This is a genomic window from Tepidimonas alkaliphilus (genome assembly GCF_007556595.1).
Lineage (GTDB): Bacteria > Pseudomonadota > Gammaproteobacteria > Burkholderiales > Burkholderiaceae_C > Tepidimonas > Tepidimonas alkaliphila.
The window spans coordinates 16,023-35,880 of sequence record NZ_VJNB01000008.1; the positions used below are offsets into that span (position 1 = coordinate 16,023).

Genomic DNA, 19,858 nt, shown 5'->3' on the forward strand with positions numbered 1-19,858 from the left:
CGCGTGGGTTCGAGCCCGTGCGTGGGTGGGCGTGCGCCTGCGCGCCAAATCGGCGAAAATGGTGGGAATGAAAGCCAAAGTGAGCGAAATCGAGCAAGAGGTCGATCCGCAGGCCACCTACACCACGCTGGAGGTGGCGCGCATGCTGGGCATGGCGGTGCGCTCGGTGCAGCTGATGGTCGATCGCGGCGACCTGCAAGCGTGGCGCACGCCGGGCGGCCACCGGCGCATCACGGGAGAGTCGCTGCGCTCTTGGATCCGGCGCAGCCGCGTGGGTCCCGCCGCCGGCGCGGGGCGGCGCCGCTCGGGTCGAGGAGGGGCTCAGCCCAGCGTGCTGTTGATCGAGGATTCGGTGCACTTTCAGCAGCTGGTGCAACTGTTGATGCGCCAGCGCTTTCCCGAAGTGCAGCTCCACATTGCGGACGACGGCATCTCCGGGTTGGTGTCGTTTGGTCAATTGCAGCCGGATTTGCTGATTCTGGACATTCTGCTACCTGGGATCGACGGCGCTTCGATGGTGCTGGGGCTGCGCCGCCATGCGCTGTTTGGCCGCTGCCACCTGATCGTGCTGACGGCCCTGGATGAGGCCGAGCGCGCCGACTACGCCTACGCGCTTGAGGGCGTCACCGTGGTGCACAAGCCTGACCTGATGCGTGAGCTGCCGAAACGGATCGAGCAGGCTTTGATCGATCGGCTCAGCCAAGCCAACGGGTCAGCCCTTCCTGCGGCCACAGCCACAGCAGCGCTGCCGTCATGATCACGTAGCGCGCGAACTTGCCGATCGCCATGTAAGCCACGCACGGCCAAAACGGAAACTTCAACCACCCCGCCACCGCGCATAACGGATCGCCCACCGCCGGCAGCCAGCTCAGCAAGCACGCTTTGGGGCCAAAGCGCTGCAGCCACTCCAGCGCGCGCAGGTGCGTGGGCGAGCCGCGCGCGCGGTCGATGGCGGCGTGCGCGCCGTAGCCCATCGCCCAGCTGATGGCGCCGCCGATCGTGTTGCCCGCCGTGGCTACCAGCACCGCCGGCCAGAACAGCTCGGGGTTGAGCTTGACCAGCGCGAACACCGCCGGCTCCGAGCCCATCGGCAGCAGCGTGGCCGACACCAGGGCGACCACAAAAACGGTGCTCAAGCCCACCTCCGGCAGGCTGAGTGTCTGCAACAGGGATGAAAACCACGCTTCCATGCGAGGGGTTGCGTTGAGAAGAAAGAAAAATCAGGGGACTCAGTATCGCACGGGGGTGTGAGGGCCCAAGGCCAGCGGCGCAGCCCCCGGGGATCGATACAATCGTGCCTCTTTTTTCAGCAGCCATGATCACCGCCGGTTTGGCCTTGGGGCCGTATGTCTTGCCGAACCGCCTGTTCGTCGCGCCGATGGCGGGCGTGACGGATCGGCCGTTTCGGCGGCTGTGCAAGCGGCTGGGAGCGGGCTACGCGGTCAGCGAGATGATCACCTCGCGCCCGGAGCTGCAGGCCAGTCTCAAGACCGCGCGGCGCGCCAACCACGACGGCGAGCCGGGGCCGATCGCGGTGCAGATCGCCGGCACCGACCCGGCGATGATGGCCGAGGCGGCGCGCCACAACATCGACCGCGGCGCGCAGATCATCGACATCAACATGGGCTGCCCGGCCAAGAAGGTCTGCAACCGGTGGGCCGGCTCCGCCCTGATGCAGGACGAGACGCTGGCCGGATCGATCATCGAGGCGGTGGTGGCGGCCTGCGAGCCGCACCGCGTGCCGGTGACGCTGAAGATGCGCACCGGCTGGTGCGACGCGGTGCGCAACGCGCCGCGGCTGGCGCGCATCGCCGAGGACGCCGGCGTGCGCATGCTCGTCATCCACGGGCGCACGCGCGCGCAGGGCTACGGCGGCGTGGCCGAGCACGACACCACGGCGCTCGTCAAGACGCTGGTGCGCATCCCGGTGGTGGCCAACGGCGACCTCGACAGCGCGGCCGCGGTGCGCCGGGTGCTGGCGCACACCGGGGCCGATGCGGTGATGATCGGCCGCGCCGCGCAGGGGCGGCCGTGGCTGTTCCGCGACATCCTGCACGAGCTGCGCACCGGCCGGCCGGCCCCGCCGCCGACCACCGCCGAGCTGCGCGACTGGCTGCGCGAGCACCTGCTGGACCACTACGCGCTCTATGGCGAGGCGGCCGGCGTGCGCAGCGCGCGCAAGCACCTGCTGTGGTACCTGCGCGCCCTCGGCGGCCCGCCGGCGGCGCAGCAGCGGCTGCGCGCCGCGGTGATCGCTGCCGAGCGGGCGCAGGCGCAGCTGCAGGCGCTGGAGGCGTTCCTCGACGAGCGCGACGCCGCGCCTGTCCCCGAACCCGTCGCCCGCCCCGAGCCCGAGGCGGCGCTGGCGGCCTGACGACCCCGAACCCGACCCCCGACATGGATCCCCAGTCCCCCCACCTGCCCGACTGCGTGCGCGCAAGCCTCGAGGCCTACTTCGCGACGCTCGCCGACACCGAGCCGGCCAACCTGCACGAGATGCTGATCCGCGCGGTGGAAAAGCCGCTGCTGGAGGTGGTGATGGCGCGCGCGCGCGGCAACCAGTCGCGCGCCGCCCAGTGGCTGGGCCTCAACCGCAACACGCTGCGCAAGAAGCTGCTTGAGCACGGCCTGCTCGACGGCTGAAGCCCAGCCCCGATTCACCGCAACCGACCCCCGAGGATCCCTGACGATGAGAGCCCTGATTTCCGTCTCCGACAAGACCGGCGTGCTGGAGCTGGCGCGCGAGCTGCACGCGCTGGGCGTGCAGCTGATCTCCACCGGCGGCACGGCCCGCCTGCTGGCCGAGGCCGGCCTTCCGGTCACCGAGGTGGCCGACGTGACCGGTTTCCCGGAAATGCTGGACGGCCGCGTCAAGACGCTGCACCCCAGGATCCACGGCGGCCTGCTGGCGCGGCGCGACGCGCCGGCGCACATGGCGGCGCTGGCGCAGCACGGCATCGCCCCGATCGACCTGCTGGTGGTCAACCTGTACCCGTTCGAGGCCACGGTGGCGCGGCCCGGCTGCACGCTGGCCGAGGCGATCGAGAACATCGACATCGGCGGGCCGGCGATGGTGCGCTCGGCGGCCAAGAACTGGCGCGACGTGGCTGTGCTGACCGACCCGGCGCAGTACGCCCCGGTGCTGGCCGAGCTCAAGGATGCCGGGCGCGTCAGCGAAGCCACGCGCCTGCAGCTTGCGGTGGCGGCGTTCAACCGCATCGCCCAGTACGACGCCGCGATCAGCCAGTATCTGTCGGCGCTGGACCTGTCGGCCGGCGTGCCGGCGGCCGAGGCCGAGCCGGCGCGGCTGCCGTTTCCGGCCCAGTTCAACGCCTGCTGGACCAAGGTGCAGGACCTGCGCTACGGCGAGAACCCGCACCAGCAGGCCGCCTTCTACCGCGACCCGGACGCGCCGGTGGGGTCGCTGGCCACCGCGCAGCAGCTGCAGGGCAAGGAGCTCTCCTACAACAACATCGCCGACGCCGATGCGGCGTGGGAGTGCGTCAAGGGCTTCGAGGCGCCGGCCTGCGTCATCATCAAGCACGCCAACCCGTGCGGCGTGGCCATCGGCGCCACGGCGCTGGAGGCCTACCGCAAGGCGTTCCAGACCGACCCCACGAGCGCCTTCGGCGGCATCATCGCCTTCAACCGGGCGCTGGACGGCCAGGCCGCGCAGGCGGTGGCGCAGCAGTTCGTCGAGGTGCTGATCGCGCCGGACTTCACGCCGGAGGCGCTGGCGGTGTTCAAGGCCAAGACCAACGTGCGGCTGCTGCGCATCGCGCTGCCCACCGACGTGGCCGCCACGCGCAACCGGCTGCACCTGCAGCGCGTCGGCGGCGGCGTGCTGGTGCAGACCGCCGACCACCACGTGCTGCGGCCGCAGGACCTGCGCGTCGTCACGCGCCGCCAGCCGACCGCGCAGGAGCTGCAGGACCTGCTGTTCGCCTGGGCGGTGGCGCAGTACGTCAAAAGCAACGCCATCGTCTTCTGCAAGGACGGCATGACGATGGGCGTGGGCGCCGGGCAGATGAGCCGGCTCGATTCCGCGCGCATCGCCAGCCTCAAGGCGCAGGCCGCGGGCTTAAGCCTCAAGGGCACGGCGGTGGCCAGCGATGCGTTCTTCCCGTTCCGCGACGGGCTGGACGTGGTGGTGGACGCCGGCGCCACCTGCGTGATCCAGCCGGGCGGCTCGGTGCGCGACGCCGAGGTCATCGCCGCCGCCGACGAGCGCGGCGTGGCGATGGTCTTCACCGGCGTGCGCCACTTCCGTCACTGACGGCCGCGGCCCGGACGGCGCCGATTTTTGCGCTATAATGCAGGCTTCAACGACGCGGCTGTAGCTCAGTTGGATAGAGTACTTGGCTACGAACCAAGGGGTCGTGGGTTCGAATCCTGCCAGCCGCGCCAAGGTATCTCAGGGCCAGTCCAAAAGACTGGCCTTTTTGCTGCCGAATGCGCAGCGCCTGCTGACCATGCCCACCCTTGGCGACCTGACGCTGCACGACGTGACTGCCGGCTACGACCGCCACCCGGCGGTGCACCACGTCAGCCTGCGCTGGCCGGCCGGCAGCCTCGTGGCGGTGGTCGGGCCCAACGGCGCGGGCAAGTCCACGCTGCTGAAGTGCGTGGCAGGCCGCTTGCGTCCGATGCACGGTCGCATCGACGGCGTGGAGCCGGCGCGCGTGGCCTACCTGCCGCAGGTCAGCGAAGTGGACCGCAGCTTTCCGATCACCGTGGCCGAGCTGGTCGGCCTGGGCCTGTGGCCCGAGCTCGGGCCGTGGCGGCGTGCGGATGCCGCGCAGCGCGCGCGCGTGGCCGCGGCGATCGCCGAGGTCGGTCTGCAGGGCTTCGAACGCCGCACGCTGGAGACGCTGTCGGGCGGGCAGTTCCAGCGCGCGCTGTTCGCGCGCCTGATGCTGCAGGACGCGCCGGTGGTGCTGCTGGACGAGCCGTTTACCGGCGTGGACACCCGCACGCTGGAGGACCTGGTCTGTGTGCTGCGCCGCTGGCACGAGCAAGGCCGCACGGTGATCGCGGTGCTGCACGACCTGGCGTTGGTGCGCGCGGCGTTTCCGCTGACGACGCTGCTGGCGCGCGAGCTGGTGGCGCACGGGCCGACGGCGGCGGTGCTGACCGAGCCGAACCTGCTGCGCGCGCGCCAGCTGCAGGAGGCGTTCGACGAACGCGCCGAACTGTGCGACCTCGATGCGGACAACGAGGCCGAGTTGGCTCACGGGGGGCGCCGGCGCCATGTTTGAGGCGCTGCTGGCGGCCACCGGGCTGGAGTTCGACTTCATGCGCCGCGCGGCGCTGGCCTGCGTGCTGCTGGCGCTGGGGGCGGCGCCAGTGGGCGTGCTGCTGATGCTGCGGCGCATGAGCCTGATGGGCGACGCGATGTCGCACGCCATCCTGCCCGGGGCGGCGCTGGGCTACCTGCTGGCCGGGCTGTCGTTGCCGGCGCTGACGCTGGGCGGCGTGCTCGGCGGCCTGGTGGTGGCCGCGGCGGCCGGCGCGGTGGCGCGCCACACCGTGCTGCGCGAGGACGCGGCGCTGGCGGTGTTCTACCTCGTCTCGCTGGCGCTGGGGGTGCTGATCCTGTCGGTGCGCGGCACGCAGGTCGATCTGCTGCACGTGCTGTTCGGTTCGGTGCTGGCGCTGGACGAGGCGGCGCTGGGGCTGCTGGCGGCGGTGGCGCTGGCCACCGTCGCCGGCTTGGCGCTGTTGTGGCGGCCGCTGATCCTGGAGTGCGTTGATCCATCGTTCCTGCGCGGCGTCAGCCGCTGGGGGGCGGTGGCGCACCAGGGGTTCCTGGCGCTGGTGGTGGTCAATCTGGTCGCCTCCTTCCACGCGCTGGGCACGCTGATGGCCGTCGGCCTGATGATGCTGCCGGCGGCGGCGGCGCGGCTGTGGACGCGGCGGCTGCAGCCGATGCTGGCGGTGGCGGTGGCCACCGGCGTGGCCGGGGGGCTGCTCGGGCTGGTTCTATCGTATGCAGCGGACTGGCCCACCAGCCCGACCATCGTGCTGCTGCTGGGCGCGTGGTATGCCATCTCACTGCTGCTGGCGCCGCAGGGTTGGTGGCGTCAACGCCGCGTGCCGCCGCGGCACCTGCGCGGCTAGCGCGATCTGCATGCGCCTGGGGGTATCGGCGAGCCGAACGGCGCAGCGTCTCTTTTGACGATAAGCTCTCACCCTATGCGTGCCTGGCGTGCCTCCCTGCTGTGGTTCGACCCTGACGCCGACCACCCTGATCTGCGCTTTGAGCGCGACGGCCTGCTCGTCGCCGCCCCGGGGGCCGATGGCGTCTGGCGCGTGCAGGCCATCGGCGCCTTCGAGGCGCTGCGCCCGCGCTGGCCGCAGGTGCCGGTGCAGGATGAGCGGGGCCGGCTGATCGCGCCCGGCTTCATCGACCTGCATGTGCACTACCCGCAGACCGACATCATCGGCGCGCCGGCCGACGGGCTGCTGCCGTGGCTGGAGCGCTACACCTTCCCGCACGAGTCGCGCTTTGCCGACCCGGCGCATGCCGAGGCGGTGGCGGCGTTCTTTCTCGACGAGATGCGCCGCCATGGCGTCACGACGGCGCTGACGTTTGCCACCTCGCACCCGGCGTCGGTGGACGCGCTGCTGCGCCAGGCGCAGGCGCGCGGGCTGCGCTGGATCGCCGGCAAGGTGCTGCAGGACCGCCACAGCCCGGACGGCGTGCGCGACGAGACCGAAACGAGTCTGGCGGACACCGAGGCGCTGATCGCGCGCTGGCACGGCCAGGGCCGGCTCGGCTACGCGATCACGCCGCGCTTTGCCCCCAGCTGCAGCGACGCCCAGCTGCGCGGCGCCGGCGAGCTGGCGGCGCGCCACCCGGACGTCTGGATCCAGTCGCACGTCGCCGAAAACGTCGATGAGGTGCGCTGGGTGCGCGAGCTCTACCCGCACGACCGCAGCTACCTGGCCGTTTATGAGCGTTTTGGCCTGCTGCGGCGCCGGGCTGTCTATGCGCACGGCATCTACCTGGACGACGCCGACCGCGCGCGACTGGCCGACAGCGGCGCGGCGATCGCGGTGTCGCCGACCAGCAACCTGTTTCTCGGCAGCGGCTTCTTCGACTACGGGGCGGCGCGCGCGGCGGGGGTGACGCTGGGGCTGGCCAGCGACGTCGGCGGCGGCATGAGCTTCAGCCCCTTCGCGACGATGCGCGCCGCCTACACGGTCGGCCGCGCGGCGGTGCGCGGCGACGGCGCGGCCAAGCTCGGGGTGAGCCTGGCGCCGGAAGACCTGTGGTGGCAGCACACCGCCGGTGCCGCGCGCGCCTTGGGGCTGCAGGGCGTGGTGGGGTCGCTCGCCCCCGGCAGCGAGGCCGACTTTGTCGTGCTCGACCCGCAGGCCACGCCGCTGCTGGCGCGGCGCACTGCGCAGGCGGCAAGCCTTGCCGAATGGCTGTTTGCCTTCATCATGTTGGCCGACGAGCGCGCCGTGCGCGACGTGCACGTGGCTGGCGCGCCAGCCCTGCAACACAGCAGCAACGTCGATGCCGCATGATGCGCAGCCGCATGGTTCGCTTCGGTTGTCGTTACGGCTGGTCGGTCAGCGCGCTGCTGCTGGTTGCGGGGGCGCTGGGAGGGTGCGCAACGCCGCCCCGTGCCGCCGCGCCCGAGCCGGCGCTGGCGTTGCCGACGGCTTGGAGCGCCGCCGACCAAGGCGTCGTGCCAGGGCCCCCGTTAGCGGCGGAAAACTGGTGGCAGGGCTTTGGCGACGCGGCGCTGAACGCCTGGGTGCAAGCCGCGTTGCAAGCCAACGCCGATGTGCGCAGCGCCGCCGCGGCGTTGGCGCAAGCGCGGGCGGCGCGGCAAGCGGCGCAGGCCGCCCTTAGCCCAACGCTGGACGCCGGAGTGCGCGCCCGACGCCAGGCCACCGAGGCGGCCAGCGGCAACCTTTTCGGGGCTGGCCTGGACGCCAGCTGGGAGCTCGACCTTTGGGGGCGCCGCGCCGCCGCGGTGCAGGCGGCGCAGGCCGACGCGCAGGCCAGCGCCGCGACGCTGGCGTGGACGCGCGTGTCGCTGGCGGCGGAAGTGGCGTTGGCCTATTTCGACGGCTGGAGCGCGCGCGAGCGCTCGGAGCTGGCTGCCCGAAGCTTGGCGGCGCAGGAAGACAGCGTGCGCTTGACCGCGTGGCGCGTGCAGGCTGGCCTGGCGCCGCAGCAGGATCTGGACACCGCGCGCGCGAGCTTGGAGCAAACCCGCGCCAGCCTCGCCGCGCTGCGGGCCGCGCAACGTCAAGCGTTGCACGCCTTGGCGTTGTTGGCCGGGCGCGCCCCGGGGCAGGTGCTGGCCGAGCCGCGCCGCGAGCCGCCCGAGCCGCCGCCCGCTTGGGCGCTGCCGCTGCCGGCGCAGCTGCTGACGCAGCGGCCTGATGTGGCCGCCGCGCAAGCGCGTCTGCAAGCGGCGGCGGCGCGCTTGCGTCAGGCTGAGGTGGCGCGCTGGCCGACGCTGACGCTGACCGGCAGTTTGAGCTGGCAGGCGCCACGGGTCACCGACCTGTTCGATCCCGCGGCGCTGACGCGCAGCCTCGCGGCGGCGTTGCTGGCTCCGGTGATCGATGGCGGCTTGCGCCAGGCGCAGCAACGCCAGCAAGAGGCCGCCGTTGAGCAGGCGCGGGCAGCGCTGGAAGGTGCGCTGCTGGCGGCGCTGCGTGACGTCGAAAACGCGCTGGTGGCCATCGCCGCCGAGCGCGCCCGCGTGCAGCACCTGCGCGCCGCCGAGGCGGCTGCCGAGGCCGCGCTGCAGCAGGCCACGCAGCGCCACCGCGCCGGGCTGGCTGACCTGCGCGCCCTGCTGGAGGCGCAGCGCACCTGGCTGTCCGTCGGCAGCGAGCGCGTCGCCGCGCAGGCGCAGCTGGCCGCGGCTTACGTGCGGCTGGCCAAGGCGCTGGGCGGCGGCTGGACGCCGCAAGCCGAAACCGACACCGTGGCCGCCAACCCGAAACAGGACTGACGATGCTGGGCTGGAAGCGAAAACCCCGATCCGCCGACGCCGACGTGCAGCGCCTGCTCGGCCCCGAACGGGCGCCGCGCGGGTGGCGCCGCCCGTGGCCGTGGCTGCTGCTGATCGTAGCGCTGGGCGCCGCCTGGGGTTGGCAGGCGTGGCGCGCGCGCAGCGCCGAGCAGGCCAAGCCCGTCTACGTCACCGAGCCGCTCAAGCGCGGCGACCTGGTGCTCAACGTCACCGCCAACGGCACGCTGCAGCCGGTGCGCGCCGTCAACGTCGGCAGCGAACTCTCCGGCACCGTGCGCGAGGTGCGGGTCGACGTCAACGACCGCGTGCAGCGCGGCCAGGTGCTGGTGGTGCTGGACACCGCCAAGCTGCAGGATCAGGTGCAGGCGGCGCGCGCGGCGCTGGCCTCGGCCGAGGCGCAGGTGCAGCAGGCCGACGCCAGCGCGCGCGAGGCGCAGGCGACGCTGGCGCGGCTGGAGGAGCTGGCGCGCTTAAGCGGCGGCGCTACGCCCGCGGCCAGCGAGCTCGACGCCGCGCGCGCGGCGCTGCAGCGCGCGCAGGCGCAGCAGGCGGTGGCGCGCGCCGCGGTGGAGCAGGCGCGCGCGACGCTTTCGACCAACGAGACCAACCTGGCCAAGGCGTCGATCCGCTCGCCGATCGACGGCGTGGTGCTGGCGCGCAACGTCGACCCGGGCAACGCGGTGGCGGCCTCCTTGCAGGCGGTCACGCTGCTGACGATCGCGCAGGACCTGCGCCGTTTGAAGCTCGACGTCGCGGTCGACGAGGCCGACGTCGGCCACGTGCGCGAGGGGCAGGCCGCCACCTTCACGGTGGCGGCCTACCCGCGGCGGCGCTATCCCGCTCGGGTGGAGCGCGTGGCCTACGGCGCCACCAAGACCGACAACGTCGTCACCTACACCGCCACGCTCGACGTGCGCAACGACGACCTGTCGCTGCGGCCCGGCATGACCGCCACCGCCACCATCCGCGCCGCCGAGCGCCACGGTGTGCTGCTGGTGCCCAACACGGCGCTGCGCTTCACGCCGAGCGACCCGGCCGCCGCGCCGGCGCAGGGGGGCGGCGGGCTGGCCAGCCTGTTCATGCCGAAGGCGCCGAGCGCGGGACGCAAGACGGTGCGGGTCGACAGCCGCCCCGGCGGCCAGCGGCAGATCTGGATCCTGCGCGACGGCCAGCCGCAGGCGCTGCCGGTGACGACCGGCATCAGCGACGGGCGCTTCACCGAGGTCAGCGGCGAGGGCCTGGAGGAGGGCCTGCCGGTGATCGTCGAGCAGCGCCGCAACGGCCTCGGGCGATGAACGGGCTGACGCAGGTTGAGGCGCCGCTGATCGCGCTGCGCGGCATCACCCGCACCTACGGGCGCGGCGCGGCGGCGTTTCAGGCGCTGCGCGGCGTCGATCTGGACGTCGAGGCCGGCGAGTTCGTCGCCATCATGGGGCCGAGCGGCTCGGGCAAGTCCACCGCGATGAACATCCTCGGGCTGCTCGACACGCCCTCCAGCGGGGCATACCGCTTCCTCGGCGTGCCGGTGCAGCACCTCTCGCGCGACGAACGGGCGCGGCTGCGGCGGCGCCACTTCGGCTTCGTGTTCCAGGGCTTTCACCTGCTGCCGCGCACCACCGCGCTGGAAAACGTCGAGCTGCCGCTGATCTACCGCGGCGAGCCGGCGCGCCAGCGCCACGCGGCGGCGCGCGCGGCGCTGGCGGAGGTGGGGCTGGAGGGCTGGGAGCACCACACGCCGGCCGAGCTCTCCGGCGGGCAGCAGCAGCGCGTGGCGATCGCGCGCGCCATCGTCACGCAGCCGCGCGTGCTGCTGGCCGACGAGCCCACCGGCAACCTGGATTCCCGGCGCAGCCATGAAATCATGCAGCTGATCACGCGCCTCAACCGCGAGCGCGGCATCACCGTGCTGATGGTCACGCACGAGCCCGACATCGCCGCCTACGCGCCGCGCGTGGTGCATTTTCGCGACGGGCGCATCGAGCGCGAGCAGCGCCGCGAGGCGGCGGTGGCCAAGGGAGGGTGAGGCGCGATGTGGGGCAACACCATCATGCTGGCGCTGCGCTCGATTCGGCGCAACCTGCTGCGCTCGTTTCTGACGGTGCTCGGCGTTGTCATCGGCGTGGCGGCGGTGGTGACGATGGTCACCGTCGGCAACGGCGCCACCCTGGCGATCCAGCAGCAGATCGCCAGCCTCGGTGTCAACCTGCTGCAGGTGCGACCGGGTCAGCGGCTGGGGCCCGGCGGCGCAGGCGGCGCCCCTGCCTTTAAGTTGGCGGACGCGCAGGCGATCGCCGCGCAGGTGCCAGGCGTCCTGGCGGTGGCGGCGGAGGCGCGCTCCAGCGGCGCGGTGGTGGCCAACGGTCGCAACTGGAGTGCCAGTCTCGTCGGCGGCAGCGCCGACTGGCTGCTGACCAACAACTGGACGCTGGCCGACGGCCGCGCCTTCACCGAGGACGAGCACCGGCTCGGCGCGGCGGTGTGCATCCTCGGCGAGACGGTGCGCCGCGAGCTCTACGGCCCCAACCCTGCGGTGGGCGACAGCGTGCGCGTGCGCCAGATGCCGTGCGAGGTGGTGGGCGTACTGGCGCCGAAGGGCACCGGCGCGTTCGGCCAGGATCAGGATGACATCGTGCTGATGCCGATCACCACGCTGCACCGGCGCGTGGTCGGGCACACGCGCGTCTCCACGCTGCACGTCTCGATGCAGGACGGCGCCGATGCCGAGGCGGTCAAGGCCGGTCTGCGCGCGCTGCTGCGCGAGCGCCGCAGCCTGGCCGACGGCGAGGAGGACAACTTCAACATCCTCGACACCGCGCAGCTCGGCGAGACCATGGCCGGCACCACGCGCATCATGACGATGCTGCTCGGCGCGGTGGCCGCGGTGAGCCTCGTCGTCGGCGGCATCGGCATCATGAACATCATGTTGGTCAGCGTGACCGAGCGCACGCGCGAGATCGGGCTGCGGCTGGCCATCGGTGCGCTGGAGCGTGAGGTGATGGGGCAGTTCCTCGTCGAGGCGGTGGTGCTGGCGGCCTTCGGCGGTCTGGTGGGGCTGCTGCTGGCGCTGCCCGCCAGCGTCGGCCTGAGCCTGGCGATGGGCGTGCCGTTTGTGTTCGATCCACTGATCAACCTGATCGCGTTCGCGGTGGCGGCGCTGATCGGGGTGGCGTTCGGCTACGTCCCGGCGCGGCGCGCCGCGCGCCTCGATCCGATCGAGGCGCTGCGGCACGAGTGAGGCCGCGCGGGGCGGGACGCCCCGCCTCAGGCCGCCTGCGAGCCCCGATGCGCCCAGCCGGTGGTGTGGCGTTCGATCCAGCTGAAGAGTTCATACATCAGCATCGCCATCGCGCCGACGACGATCAGCCCCGCAAACGCCAGCCCCATCTGCATCGCCGAGCCGGCCGAGATCAGCAGGTAGCCGATGCCCTCGTTGGCGGCGGTCATCTCCGACACCGTGGTGCCGACGAAGGCCAGCGTGATGGCCACCTTCAGCGAGCCGAAGAAATAGGGGAGCGAGCGCGGCAGGCCGACCTTGGTCAGCACGTCCCAGCGGCGCGCGCCCAGCACCCGCAGCACGTCCTCCAGCTCCGGCTCCAGCGTCGCCAGACCCGTGGCGATGTTGACCATGATCGGAAAGAAGCTGATCAGGAACGCGGTCAGGATCGCCGGCCCGATGCCGATGCCGAACCACACCACCAGGATCGGCACGAAGGCGGCCTTCGGCAGCGCGTTGAAGGCCGTCATCAGCGGGTACAGCGCCGCGTAGGCCAGCCGCGAGCTGCCGATCAGAAAGCCCAGCAGCACGCCGACGACGATCGCGATCGCAAAGCCTGCCATCGTCACCCAGAAGGTGCGCCAGGCGTGCTGCGCGATGGCGCCGCGGTGCTCGACGAGCTGCTCGGCGATGCGCGCGGGGCTCGGAAAGATGAATTCCGACACTCCCAGCCCCGAGCAGATCACCTGCCACAGGATCAGAATCGCGCCGAGCAGCAGCCACGGCGCCCAGCGTTCGGCGGTCTTGCGATGGGCCATCGTCCGGCGTCCTTTTTCGTTTCGGGGGGCTTCACTGCGGCAGCGCGCTGCCCTGGCGGCGCAGCGCGCCGATGTGGCCGCGCAGCTCGTGCACGATGTCGGTGAACTCGGCGCTGTAGGTCACCTCCAGCTCGCGCGGACGCGGCAGCGGGATGTCGCGCCGCACGATGAAGCGCCCCGGGCTCTTGCTCATGCAGTAGACGGTGTCGGCCAGGAACACCGCCTCGCGCAGGTCGTGCGTGACGAGGATGACGTTGAAGCGCTGCGCCTGCCACAGGTCGCGCAGCGTGCACCACAGCTCCTCGCGCGTGAAGGCGTCCAGCGCGCCGAACGGTTCGTCCAGCAGCAGCATCTGGGGCTCGTGGATCAGCGCGCGGCAGATGCTGGCGCGCTGCTGCATGCCGCCGGAGAGCTCCCACGGATACTTGCGCTCGTAGCCGCCGAGGCCCACCGACTGCAGCAGCTTCAGCGCGCGCGCCTCGAACTCGGCGCGGCGCTGGCGGAACTGGCTGCGGTACGGCTCGACGATCTCCAGCGGCAGCAGCACGTTGTCCAACGTGGTGCGCCACGGCAGCAGCGACGGCGCCTGAAACGCCATCCCGGAGATCTTCAGCGGCCCGCTGACGCGCTGGCCATCGACCCAGATGCTGCCGCGGCTGGGGGGCTTGAGCCCCGTGGCCAGCTTCATGAACGTGCTCTTGCCGCAGCCGGAGGGGCCGACGATGGCGATGAAGGCGCCGCGCGGCACCTGCAGGTCGATGGCCTCGACCGCGAACTGGCCGCGCGCGAGCAGCTCGTCGTTGTAGGCGAGCCAGACGTCGCGGAACTCGATGAACGGGGCGGTGTCGGTCATGGGCGCAGCGTCCGCACTTCAACCCCGCGCGCGCGGGAACACCTCCAGCGCCGGCGCCGCCGGCAGCAGCGCCGACGTCCACACCGCGCCCGGATCGACGCGCGTGCGGGTGCCGTAGGCGTCGGAGATCTGCGAGGCCATCAGCGCCAGCCGGCCCGGCGCCACCTGGCCGAAGCCCTCGCGGCGCGCGTCGGCGCTGGCCACCACCGAGTCCAGCGCCAGCCGCAGGCGGCGCCGCTCCAGCTCGACGTTGATGATGGCGTCGCGCTGTTTGACGAACTCGATGGCCGCATCCGGCTGCGCCAGCACCTCGCGCACGCCACGCGCCAGCGCGGTCAGGAACGCCGTCACCGCCGCCGGCCGCTCGCGCACCAGCTTGGGCGAGGCGATGATGGCGTTGCCGTACAGCCTAACCCCGTGCTCCGCGTACGGCATGATGACCACCTCGTCGGGCTTGACGCCGCGCGCTTCCAGGCTCAGCAGCGAGGTGAACGAAAAGCCGGTGATCGCATCGACGTCGCCGCGCACCAGCATCGTCTCGCGCAGCGGCGGATCCATCGTGACCCAGGTGACCTGGCCGACGCCGTTGGCCTTCTGGAAGATCGGAAACGCCTTGCGGCCGGCGTCGAAGACCGGTGCCCCCATGCGCTTGCCGGTGAGGTCGGCGGGCTTGGCGATGCCGGATTTTTTCAGCGCCAGCACCGCCGCCGGCGTGTTGTTGTAGACCATCATCACCGCCACCGGCTTGTTCGGCGCGTCCGGGTTGTTGGCGTGGAATTCCATCAGCGCCGCCATGTCCGCGAAGCCCATGTCGTAGGTGCCGGAGGCCACCCGCTGCACCGCCGCGGCCGATCCGGTGCCGGCGTCGATCGTCACGTCCAGCCCCGCGTCGCGGAAGTAGCCCTTGGCGGCGGGCAGCAGGAACAGCGCCGAGGGGCCCTCGAAGCGCCAGTCGAGCTGGAACTTGATCGGCAGGTTCTGCGCGCGCGCCAGGCCCGGCAGGGCGCAGGCGGCGGCCAGCGCCGCGCCGTGTTTCAGGAAGGATCGCTTGTCCATGAGGCTGCTCCTGGGTGGAAAGGTGTGTGCCGGACGCAGGGGAAGCAATTCCGATGCCAAGGGCGCCGGCGGCTCAACCCCTCTTTTCGTGTGCAAAACTGTATACAGATGCCCCATGGCCGCAACCCCGGGCAAACCCGGTGCCCCGCAGTGGTGCGCGCGCGCACCAGCGCGGGCATCAGGCCAGCAGGTCGCGCAGCGTGCGCGCCACCACCCGCGTGGCGCCGTGCAGGTCCGACAGGCGCAGGTTTTCGTCGGCGCGCTTGGCGTTGGATTCCAGCACGGTGTGCGGGCCGGCGCCGTAGATGACGCCGGGGATGCCGCGCTCGGCGTAGAGCCGCACGTCGGTGTAGAGCGGCGTGCCGACGGCGGGGATGTCCTCGTCGAAGACGGCGCGCGCGTGGCGCTGCAGCGCCGCCACCAGCGGCTGCTGGCCCGGCAGCGGCTTGAGCGCGTGCGCCAGCAGAAGGCGGCGCACTTCCACGCGCACGTCGCGCCCGCCGCGCGGCGGCGTCCAGCTCGCGGCGGCCTCGGCGATGACGGCGCGCAGCCGCGCCTCCACCTCGGCCGGGTCCTCCTCCGGGATCATGCGCCGGTCCAGCCGCAGCGTGACGCGGCCCGGCACGACGTTGGTGTTGGTGCCGCCCTCGATCCAGCCGACGTTGAGGTAGGGGTGGGTGATGCCGGGGATGGCCGAGCGCACCTGCAGGTAGTCGCGGTTGAGCGCGTAGAGCGCCTGCAGGATGTGCGTGGCGGCCTGCAGCGCGTCGGTGGCGCTGTCGGGGATGGCGGCGTGGCCCATCGTGCCGTGCACCGTCACCTCCAGCTGCAGGCAGCCGTTGTGCGCCACCACCACCTGGTGCGAAAAGCCCGCCGCGATCAGCAGGTCCGGGCGGGTCAGGCCCTGGCGCAGCAGCCAGCCGGGGCCGAGCTCGCCGCCGAACTCCTCGTCGTAGGTGAAGTGCAGCTCCACCGTGCCGCGCAGCGGTGTGCCCAGCGCCTCCAGCGCGCGCAGCGCGAACGCGTAGGTGGCGAAGTCGCTCTTGCTGACGGCGGCGGCGCGGCCCCAGATGCGCCCGTCGGCGACCTCGCCGCCGTAGGGGTCGCGCGTCCAGCCCTCGCCGGGCGGCACCACGTCGCCGTGGGCGTTGAGCGCGATCGTCGGGCCGGGGCCGAAGCGGCGGCGCACGATCAGGTTGGTGATCGAGGTCAGCCCGGCGGCGCGCACTTCGTCCGCCGGCACCGGGTGGCGCTCCACCGTCCAGCCCCAGCGCTGCAGCCACTCGGTGGTGGCCTGTGCGTGCGGGGCGTTGTCGCCGGGCGGGGTGTCGGTGGGGATGCGGATCAGCGCCTGCAGGAAGCGCACCTGCTCGTCGAAGTGCGCGGCGATCCAGGCGTCGAGCCGGGCGTGGTCGGGGTGGGGCGCGTCGTGGGCGGTCATGCGAGCTCCTCGGCCCAGTCGTGCAGCAGCCGCCGCAGCGCCTGCGCCGCCAGGTCGATGTCGTGCGCGGTACTCGACTCCAGCGGGTGGTGGCTGATGCCGAGGTGTTCGCCGCGCACGAACAGCATCGCCTGCGGCATGCTGCGGTGCAGCATCATGGCGTCGTGGCCGGCGCCGCTGGGCAGCTCCACCACCGGCAGGCCCAGCGCCGCCACCGCCCGCGCCCAGCGCGCGCGCAGGCCGGCGTCGCACGGCGCGGCGCTGGCGCGCAGCGTCTCCTCCAGCGTCAGGCGCAGGCCGCGGCGCTGCGCGATCGTCTCGGCCTCGGCGCACACCTGCTCGAGCAGCGCGTCGCGCTGCCCGTCGCTGGGGGCGCGCAGGTCGAGCGTGAAGGTGCAGCGGCCCGGCACCACGTTGATCGAGCCGCCGGGCACCTCGGCCATGCCGACGGTGCCGACCGCCGGTGGCTGCGCGCGCGCCAGCCGCTCCACCGCCAGCGCCAGCTCCGCCAGGCCCAGCAGCGCGTCGCGCCGCGCCTCCATCGGCGTGGTGCCGGCGTGGCAGGCCAGGCCGTCGAAGGCGCCGCGGGCGCGCACGCTGGCGTTGATGGAGGTGACGACGCCCAGCGGCGCCTCGCGCCGCGCCAGCACCGGCCCCTGCTCGACGTGCACCTCCAGGTAGCCCAGGTAGCGCGCCGGGTCGCGGCGCAGCGCGGCGATCGCCTCCATCGTGCCGGGCAGCCCGGCGGCCAGCATCGCCTCGCGCAGCGTCACCCCGTGCGCGTCGCGCGCCTGTAGCCACGCCGGATCGAACGCGCCGACCAGCGCGCTGGAGCCCAGGAACGTGACTGGAAAGCGCTGCCCCTCTTCTTCGGCGAAACCGACCAGCTCCAGCGCGAACGGCAGCCGCCGGCCCTGGCGATGCAGCTCGCGCACCACCTCCAGCGCCAGCACGATGCCGAGCCGCCCGTCGTAGCGCCCGGCGTTGCGCACCGTGTCGTAGTGCGAGCCGAGCAGCAGCCGCGGCGCATCCGCATGCTGGCCATGGAAGACGCCGACCACGTTGCCGACGGCATCCAGGCCCGCCTCGTCGAAGCCGGCCTCCCGCATCCACGCCAGCAGCGTGCGCGCGCACGCCTGGTGCGCCGGGGTCAGGTAGGTGACGGTGAGTTGGCCGGCCTCGGCCCACGGCGGCTCGCTGTGGAGGGCAAGCTCGGCCAGGGCATCCCAGACGCGCTGACCCAGCGCCGGCGGCTCACCGAAGCGGTCGCTCAGGCGCAGCTCGGCGATGCGGTGGATCTGGCGCAGGCACTCGGCGCGCTCCTCGTCGGCGGGCTGCTCGAGCCGGCGCTCGAGCGCCGCGATGATCTCGTGCCGCGTCAGGCCGCGCCCGTGCGGGCCGCGCACCGCCAGGATGAACGGGTGGCCGAAGCGCGCCCGGTAGGCGGCGTTGAGCACGTGCAGGCGCTCGAATTCCTGCGGCGTGCAGTGCGTCAGGCCCGCGCGGCTCTGTTCGTCGGTGGAGGCGGCGGTGAGCGTGCCGGCGATCATGGCCTTGCCGGCCAGCTCCGGATGGGCGCGGATCAGCGCCAGCTGTTCCTCGGCGCTGGCCTGCCGCACGGCGGCCACCATCGCCTGGTGCAGCGCCGCCAGCGTCGCAAACGGGCGCTGCGCCAGCGCGCGCTCGGCCACCCACGGGGAGTGCTCGTAGATGCCCTCCAGCATGGCCAGCGCCTGCGGCATCGGCGCGCGGTTGAGCTCGTCCAGCGTCGGGGAGGTCATGGCAGCGGCGGGGCGGGGTGCACCCGCTTCCAGTGGCGGGCGATGTCGATGCGGCGGCAGATCCAGACGCGGTCGTGCCGCTCCAGGTGGTCGAGGAAGCGCTGCAGCGCCACGATGCGCCCGGGCCGTCCGAGCAGCCGGCTGTGCATGCCGATGCTCATCATGCGCGGCGTCTCGGCGCCTTCGGCGTAGAGCGCGTCGAAGGTGTCGCGCATGTACTGAAAGAACGGGTCGGCGTGCGAGTAGCCCTGCGGCAGCGCAAAGCGCATGTCGTTGCAGTCCAGGGTGTAGGGCACCACCAGGTGCATGACGTCGGTGCCGTCGCTGCGGCGCACCTTCATCCACAGCGGCAGGTCGTCGCCGTAGTAGTCGCTGTCGTACTCGAAGCCGCCGTGATCGACCACCAGCCGGCGCGTGTTGGGGCTGTCGCGCCCGGTGTACCAGCCGGCGGGAGGCTGGCCGGTCAGCTCGCGGATCGCCTCGACGCACTGCCGCAGGTGGGCGCGCTCGGTGGCCTCGTCGATCGGCTGGTAATGGATCCAGCGCCAGCCGTGCGCGGCGATCTCGTGCCCCAGCTCGACGAAGGCGGCGGTGAGCTCCGGCGTGCGCTTGAGCGCCATGCCGACGCCGAACACCGTCAGCGGCAGCGCGCGCCGCTCGAACTCGCGCAGGATGCGCCAGACGCCCACGCGCGCGCCGTATTCGTAGATGCTTTCCATGCTGAGGTGGCGCGCCGGGTAGCTGGCCGGGTTGAACAGCTCCGACAGGAACGTCTCGGAGCCGGCGTCGCCATGCAGCACGCAGTTTTCGCCGCCTTCCTCGTGGTTCAGCACGAACTGCACCGCCACGCGCGCACCGCCGGGCCACTGCGGATCGGGCGGGTTGCGTCCGTAGCCGCGCAGGTCGCGCGGGTAGGCGGCGGTGGTGTCGTAGATCGGCGTCATGCGTGCAGCTCCTGCAGCGCCACGGTCACGTCCGGCGAAGGGGCGGGGCGGTCCAGCGCCAGCCCTTCCTCCACGTGGCGCAGGTGGTCGTCCAGCAGCGCGGCGGCGCGCTCGGCGTCGCGCGCGGCCAGCGCCTCGACGATCGCCTCGTGCTCGTCGTGCGAATGCGCGGCGGCGCGCTCGCTCTGGTACATCAGCGCCACCAGCGAGCAGCGCGCCAGCAGGTCGTCCAGCAGCTCGGCCAGCACCTGGTTGCCGCTGCAGCGCGCCAGCAGCACGTGGAAGTCGCCCAGCAGCTGGGTGCGCACCGGCACGTCGCGCCCGGCCAGCGCCGCCGCCTCGCGCCGCACGTGCTGACGCAGCGCGCGCAGCTGGCTGGGCGAGAGCGTGCCGGCCAGCTCGCGTACCAGCGCCCCTTCCAGCGTGCGCCGCACCGCGAACACCTCGCGCGCCTCGCGCGCCGACGGAGTGGCGACGAAGGCGCCGCGCGCCGGCTCCAGCCGCACCAGGCGGCGCTGCGCCAGCTGGTGCAGCGCCTGCCGCACCAGCGTGCGCGAGACGCCGAAGTGCGCCGCCAGCCGCTGCTCGGCCAGCTTGGCGCCGGGCTGCAGCCGCTGCTCGACGATCGCGCGCGTCAGCGCCTCGACGATGGTGGCGGTGGTCGTCACGGTCATGCCGCGCATGATAGCGCGCCGGCTCCGGACTGTATACACTCGAGTGCGCAAACGATCTGGAGTGTTGCG

19 protein-coding genes and 1 tRNA gene are annotated in these 19,858 nt (G+C 72.6%); 12 read left to right on the plus strand and 8 right to left on the minus strand.

Annotated features, from left to right (window positions below; all coding sequences use genetic code 11):
* The first annotated feature begins 67 nt into the window (after positions 1 to 67).
* The gene (locus tag Talka_RS08160; protein WP_143890629.1) at positions 68 to 757 is read left to right on the plus strand and encodes a response regulator; all 690 of its coding nucleotides are present in this window, start codon (positions 68 to 70) and stop codon (positions 755 to 757) included.
* On the opposite strand, the gene Talka_RS08165 is transcribed toward Talka_RS08160, so the two are convergent.
* Positions 696 to 1,190: a YqaA family protein gene (locus tag Talka_RS08165; RefSeq protein WP_143890630.1), complete on the minus strand. Its 495-nt coding sequence runs from the start codon at positions 1,188 to 1,190 to the stop codon at positions 696 to 698. The two genes, Talka_RS08160 and Talka_RS08165, sit on opposite strands and share 62 nt — an antisense overlap.
* 125 nt (positions 1,191 to 1,315) lie before the next feature.
* Between Talka_RS08165 and dusB the strand changes: the two genes are divergently transcribed.
* From dusB to Talka_RS08220, 11 genes are all read left to right on the plus strand, one after another.
* Positions 1,316 to 2,374 carry a tRNA dihydrouridine synthase DusB gene (gene dusB, locus Talka_RS08170; RefSeq protein ID WP_143890631.1) on the plus strand — a complete coding sequence of 353 codons (1,059 nt, stop codon included), beginning with the start codon at positions 1,316 to 1,318 and terminating at the stop codon, positions 2,372 to 2,374.
* 23 nt (positions 2,375 to 2,397) lie between these two features.
* A complete protein-coding gene (locus Talka_RS08175) occupies positions 2,398 to 2,643 on the plus strand; it encodes a helix-turn-helix domain-containing protein (protein WP_143890632.1) in 246 nt (81 codons plus the stop codon).
* Positions 2,644 to 2,683: 40 nt separating this feature from the next.
* On the plus strand, positions 2,684 to 4,276 hold the full coding sequence (gene purH, locus Talka_RS08180) for a bifunctional phosphoribosylaminoimidazolecarboxamide formyltransferase/IMP cyclohydrolase (RefSeq protein WP_185970115.1): 1,593 nt from the start codon (positions 2,684 to 2,686) through the stop codon (positions 4,274 to 4,276).
* 54 nt (positions 4,277 to 4,330) lie between these two features.
* Positions 4,331 to 4,407, plus strand: a tRNA-Arg gene (locus Talka_RS08185).
* A 65-nt stretch (positions 4,408 to 4,472) separates the two neighbouring features.
* Positions 4,473 to 5,258, plus strand: a complete 786-nt coding sequence (gene aztA, locus Talka_RS08190; RefSeq protein WP_143890720.1) for a zinc ABC transporter ATP-binding protein AztA — start codon at positions 4,473 to 4,475, stop codon at positions 5,256 to 5,258.
* A complete protein-coding gene (locus tag Talka_RS08195) occupies positions 5,251 to 6,120 on the plus strand; it encodes a metal ABC transporter permease (protein ID WP_143890634.1) in 870 nt (289 codons plus the stop codon). The genes aztA and Talka_RS08195 overlap by 8 nt, the downstream gene beginning before the upstream one ends.
* Before the next feature lie 75 nt (positions 6,121 to 6,195).
* Entirely contained in the window at positions 6,196 to 7,536 is a 1,341-nt protein-coding gene (guaD, locus tag Talka_RS08200; protein WP_143890635.1) for a guanine deaminase, read from the plus strand.
* Positions 7,537 to 7,547: 11 nt separating this feature from the next.
* Positions 7,548 to 8,987 (plus strand): efflux transporter outer membrane subunit, encoded by a 1,440-nt coding sequence (locus tag Talka_RS08205; RefSeq protein ID WP_185970102.1) that lies wholly within the window; start codon positions 7,548 to 7,550, stop codon positions 8,985 to 8,987.
* A gap of 2 nt (positions 8,988 to 8,989) precedes the next feature.
* On the plus strand, positions 8,990 to 10,303 hold the full coding sequence (locus Talka_RS08210; protein ID WP_143890637.1) for an efflux RND transporter periplasmic adaptor subunit: 1,314 nt from the start codon (positions 8,990 to 8,992) through the stop codon (positions 10,301 to 10,303).
* Positions 10,300 to 11,031, plus strand: coding sequence for an ABC transporter ATP-binding protein (locus Talka_RS08215; RefSeq protein ID WP_143890638.1), 732 nt, complete (start codon positions 10,300 to 10,302; stop codon positions 11,029 to 11,031). Before Talka_RS08210 ends, Talka_RS08215 begins: the two co-directional genes overlap by 4 nt.
* Positions 11,032 to 11,037: 6 nt before the next feature.
* The gene (locus Talka_RS08220; protein WP_143890639.1) at positions 11,038 to 12,243 is read left to right on the plus strand and encodes an ABC transporter permease; all 1,206 of its coding nucleotides are present in this window, start codon (positions 11,038 to 11,040) and stop codon (positions 12,241 to 12,243) included.
* 26 nt (positions 12,244 to 12,269) lie between these two features.
* Here Talka_RS08220 and Talka_RS08225 read toward each other — a convergent pair whose 3' ends face one another.
* The 7 genes from Talka_RS08225 to Talka_RS08255 all read right to left on the minus strand — a co-directional run bounded on the left by Talka_RS08225 (position 12,270) and on the right by Talka_RS08255 (position 19,798).
* Complete coding sequence (locus Talka_RS08225) at positions 12,270 to 13,040, minus strand: ABC transporter permease (RefSeq protein WP_143890640.1); 771 nt, start codon at positions 13,038 to 13,040, stop codon at positions 12,270 to 12,272.
* Between the two features lie 31 nt (positions 13,041 to 13,071).
* A complete protein-coding gene (locus tag Talka_RS08230; RefSeq protein WP_143890641.1) occupies positions 13,072 to 13,893 on the minus strand; it encodes an ABC transporter ATP-binding protein in 822 nt (273 codons plus the stop codon).
* Between the two features lie 18 nt (positions 13,894 to 13,911).
* On the minus strand, positions 13,912 to 14,949 hold the full coding sequence (locus tag Talka_RS08235) for an ABC transporter substrate-binding protein (protein WP_143890642.1): 1,038 nt from the start codon (positions 14,947 to 14,949) through the stop codon (positions 13,912 to 13,914).
* Positions 14,950 to 15,127: 178 nt separating this feature from the next.
* On the minus strand, positions 15,128 to 16,390 hold the full coding sequence (locus tag Talka_RS08240; protein ID WP_143890643.1) for a M20/M25/M40 family metallo-hydrolase: 1,263 nt from the start codon (positions 16,388 to 16,390) through the stop codon (positions 15,128 to 15,130).
* Complete coding sequence (gene uraD / locus Talka_RS08245) at positions 16,387 to 18,171, minus strand: 2-oxo-4-hydroxy-4-carboxy-5-ureidoimidazoline decarboxylase (protein ID WP_143890644.1); 1,785 nt, start codon at positions 18,169 to 18,171, stop codon at positions 16,387 to 16,389. The genes Talka_RS08240 and uraD overlap by 4 nt, the downstream gene beginning before the upstream one ends.
* Complete coding sequence (gene puuE, locus Talka_RS08250; protein WP_143890645.1) at positions 18,168 to 19,115, minus strand: allantoinase PuuE; 948 nt, start codon at positions 19,113 to 19,115, stop codon at positions 18,168 to 18,170. The genes uraD and puuE overlap by 4 nt, the downstream gene beginning before the upstream one ends.
* Positions 19,112 to 19,798, minus strand: coding sequence for a GntR family transcriptional regulator (locus tag Talka_RS08255; RefSeq protein WP_425472655.1), 687 nt, complete (start codon positions 19,796 to 19,798; stop codon positions 19,112 to 19,114). Before Talka_RS08255 ends, puuE begins: the two co-directional genes overlap by 4 nt.
* Positions 19,799 to 19,858: the final 60 nt, after the last annotated feature.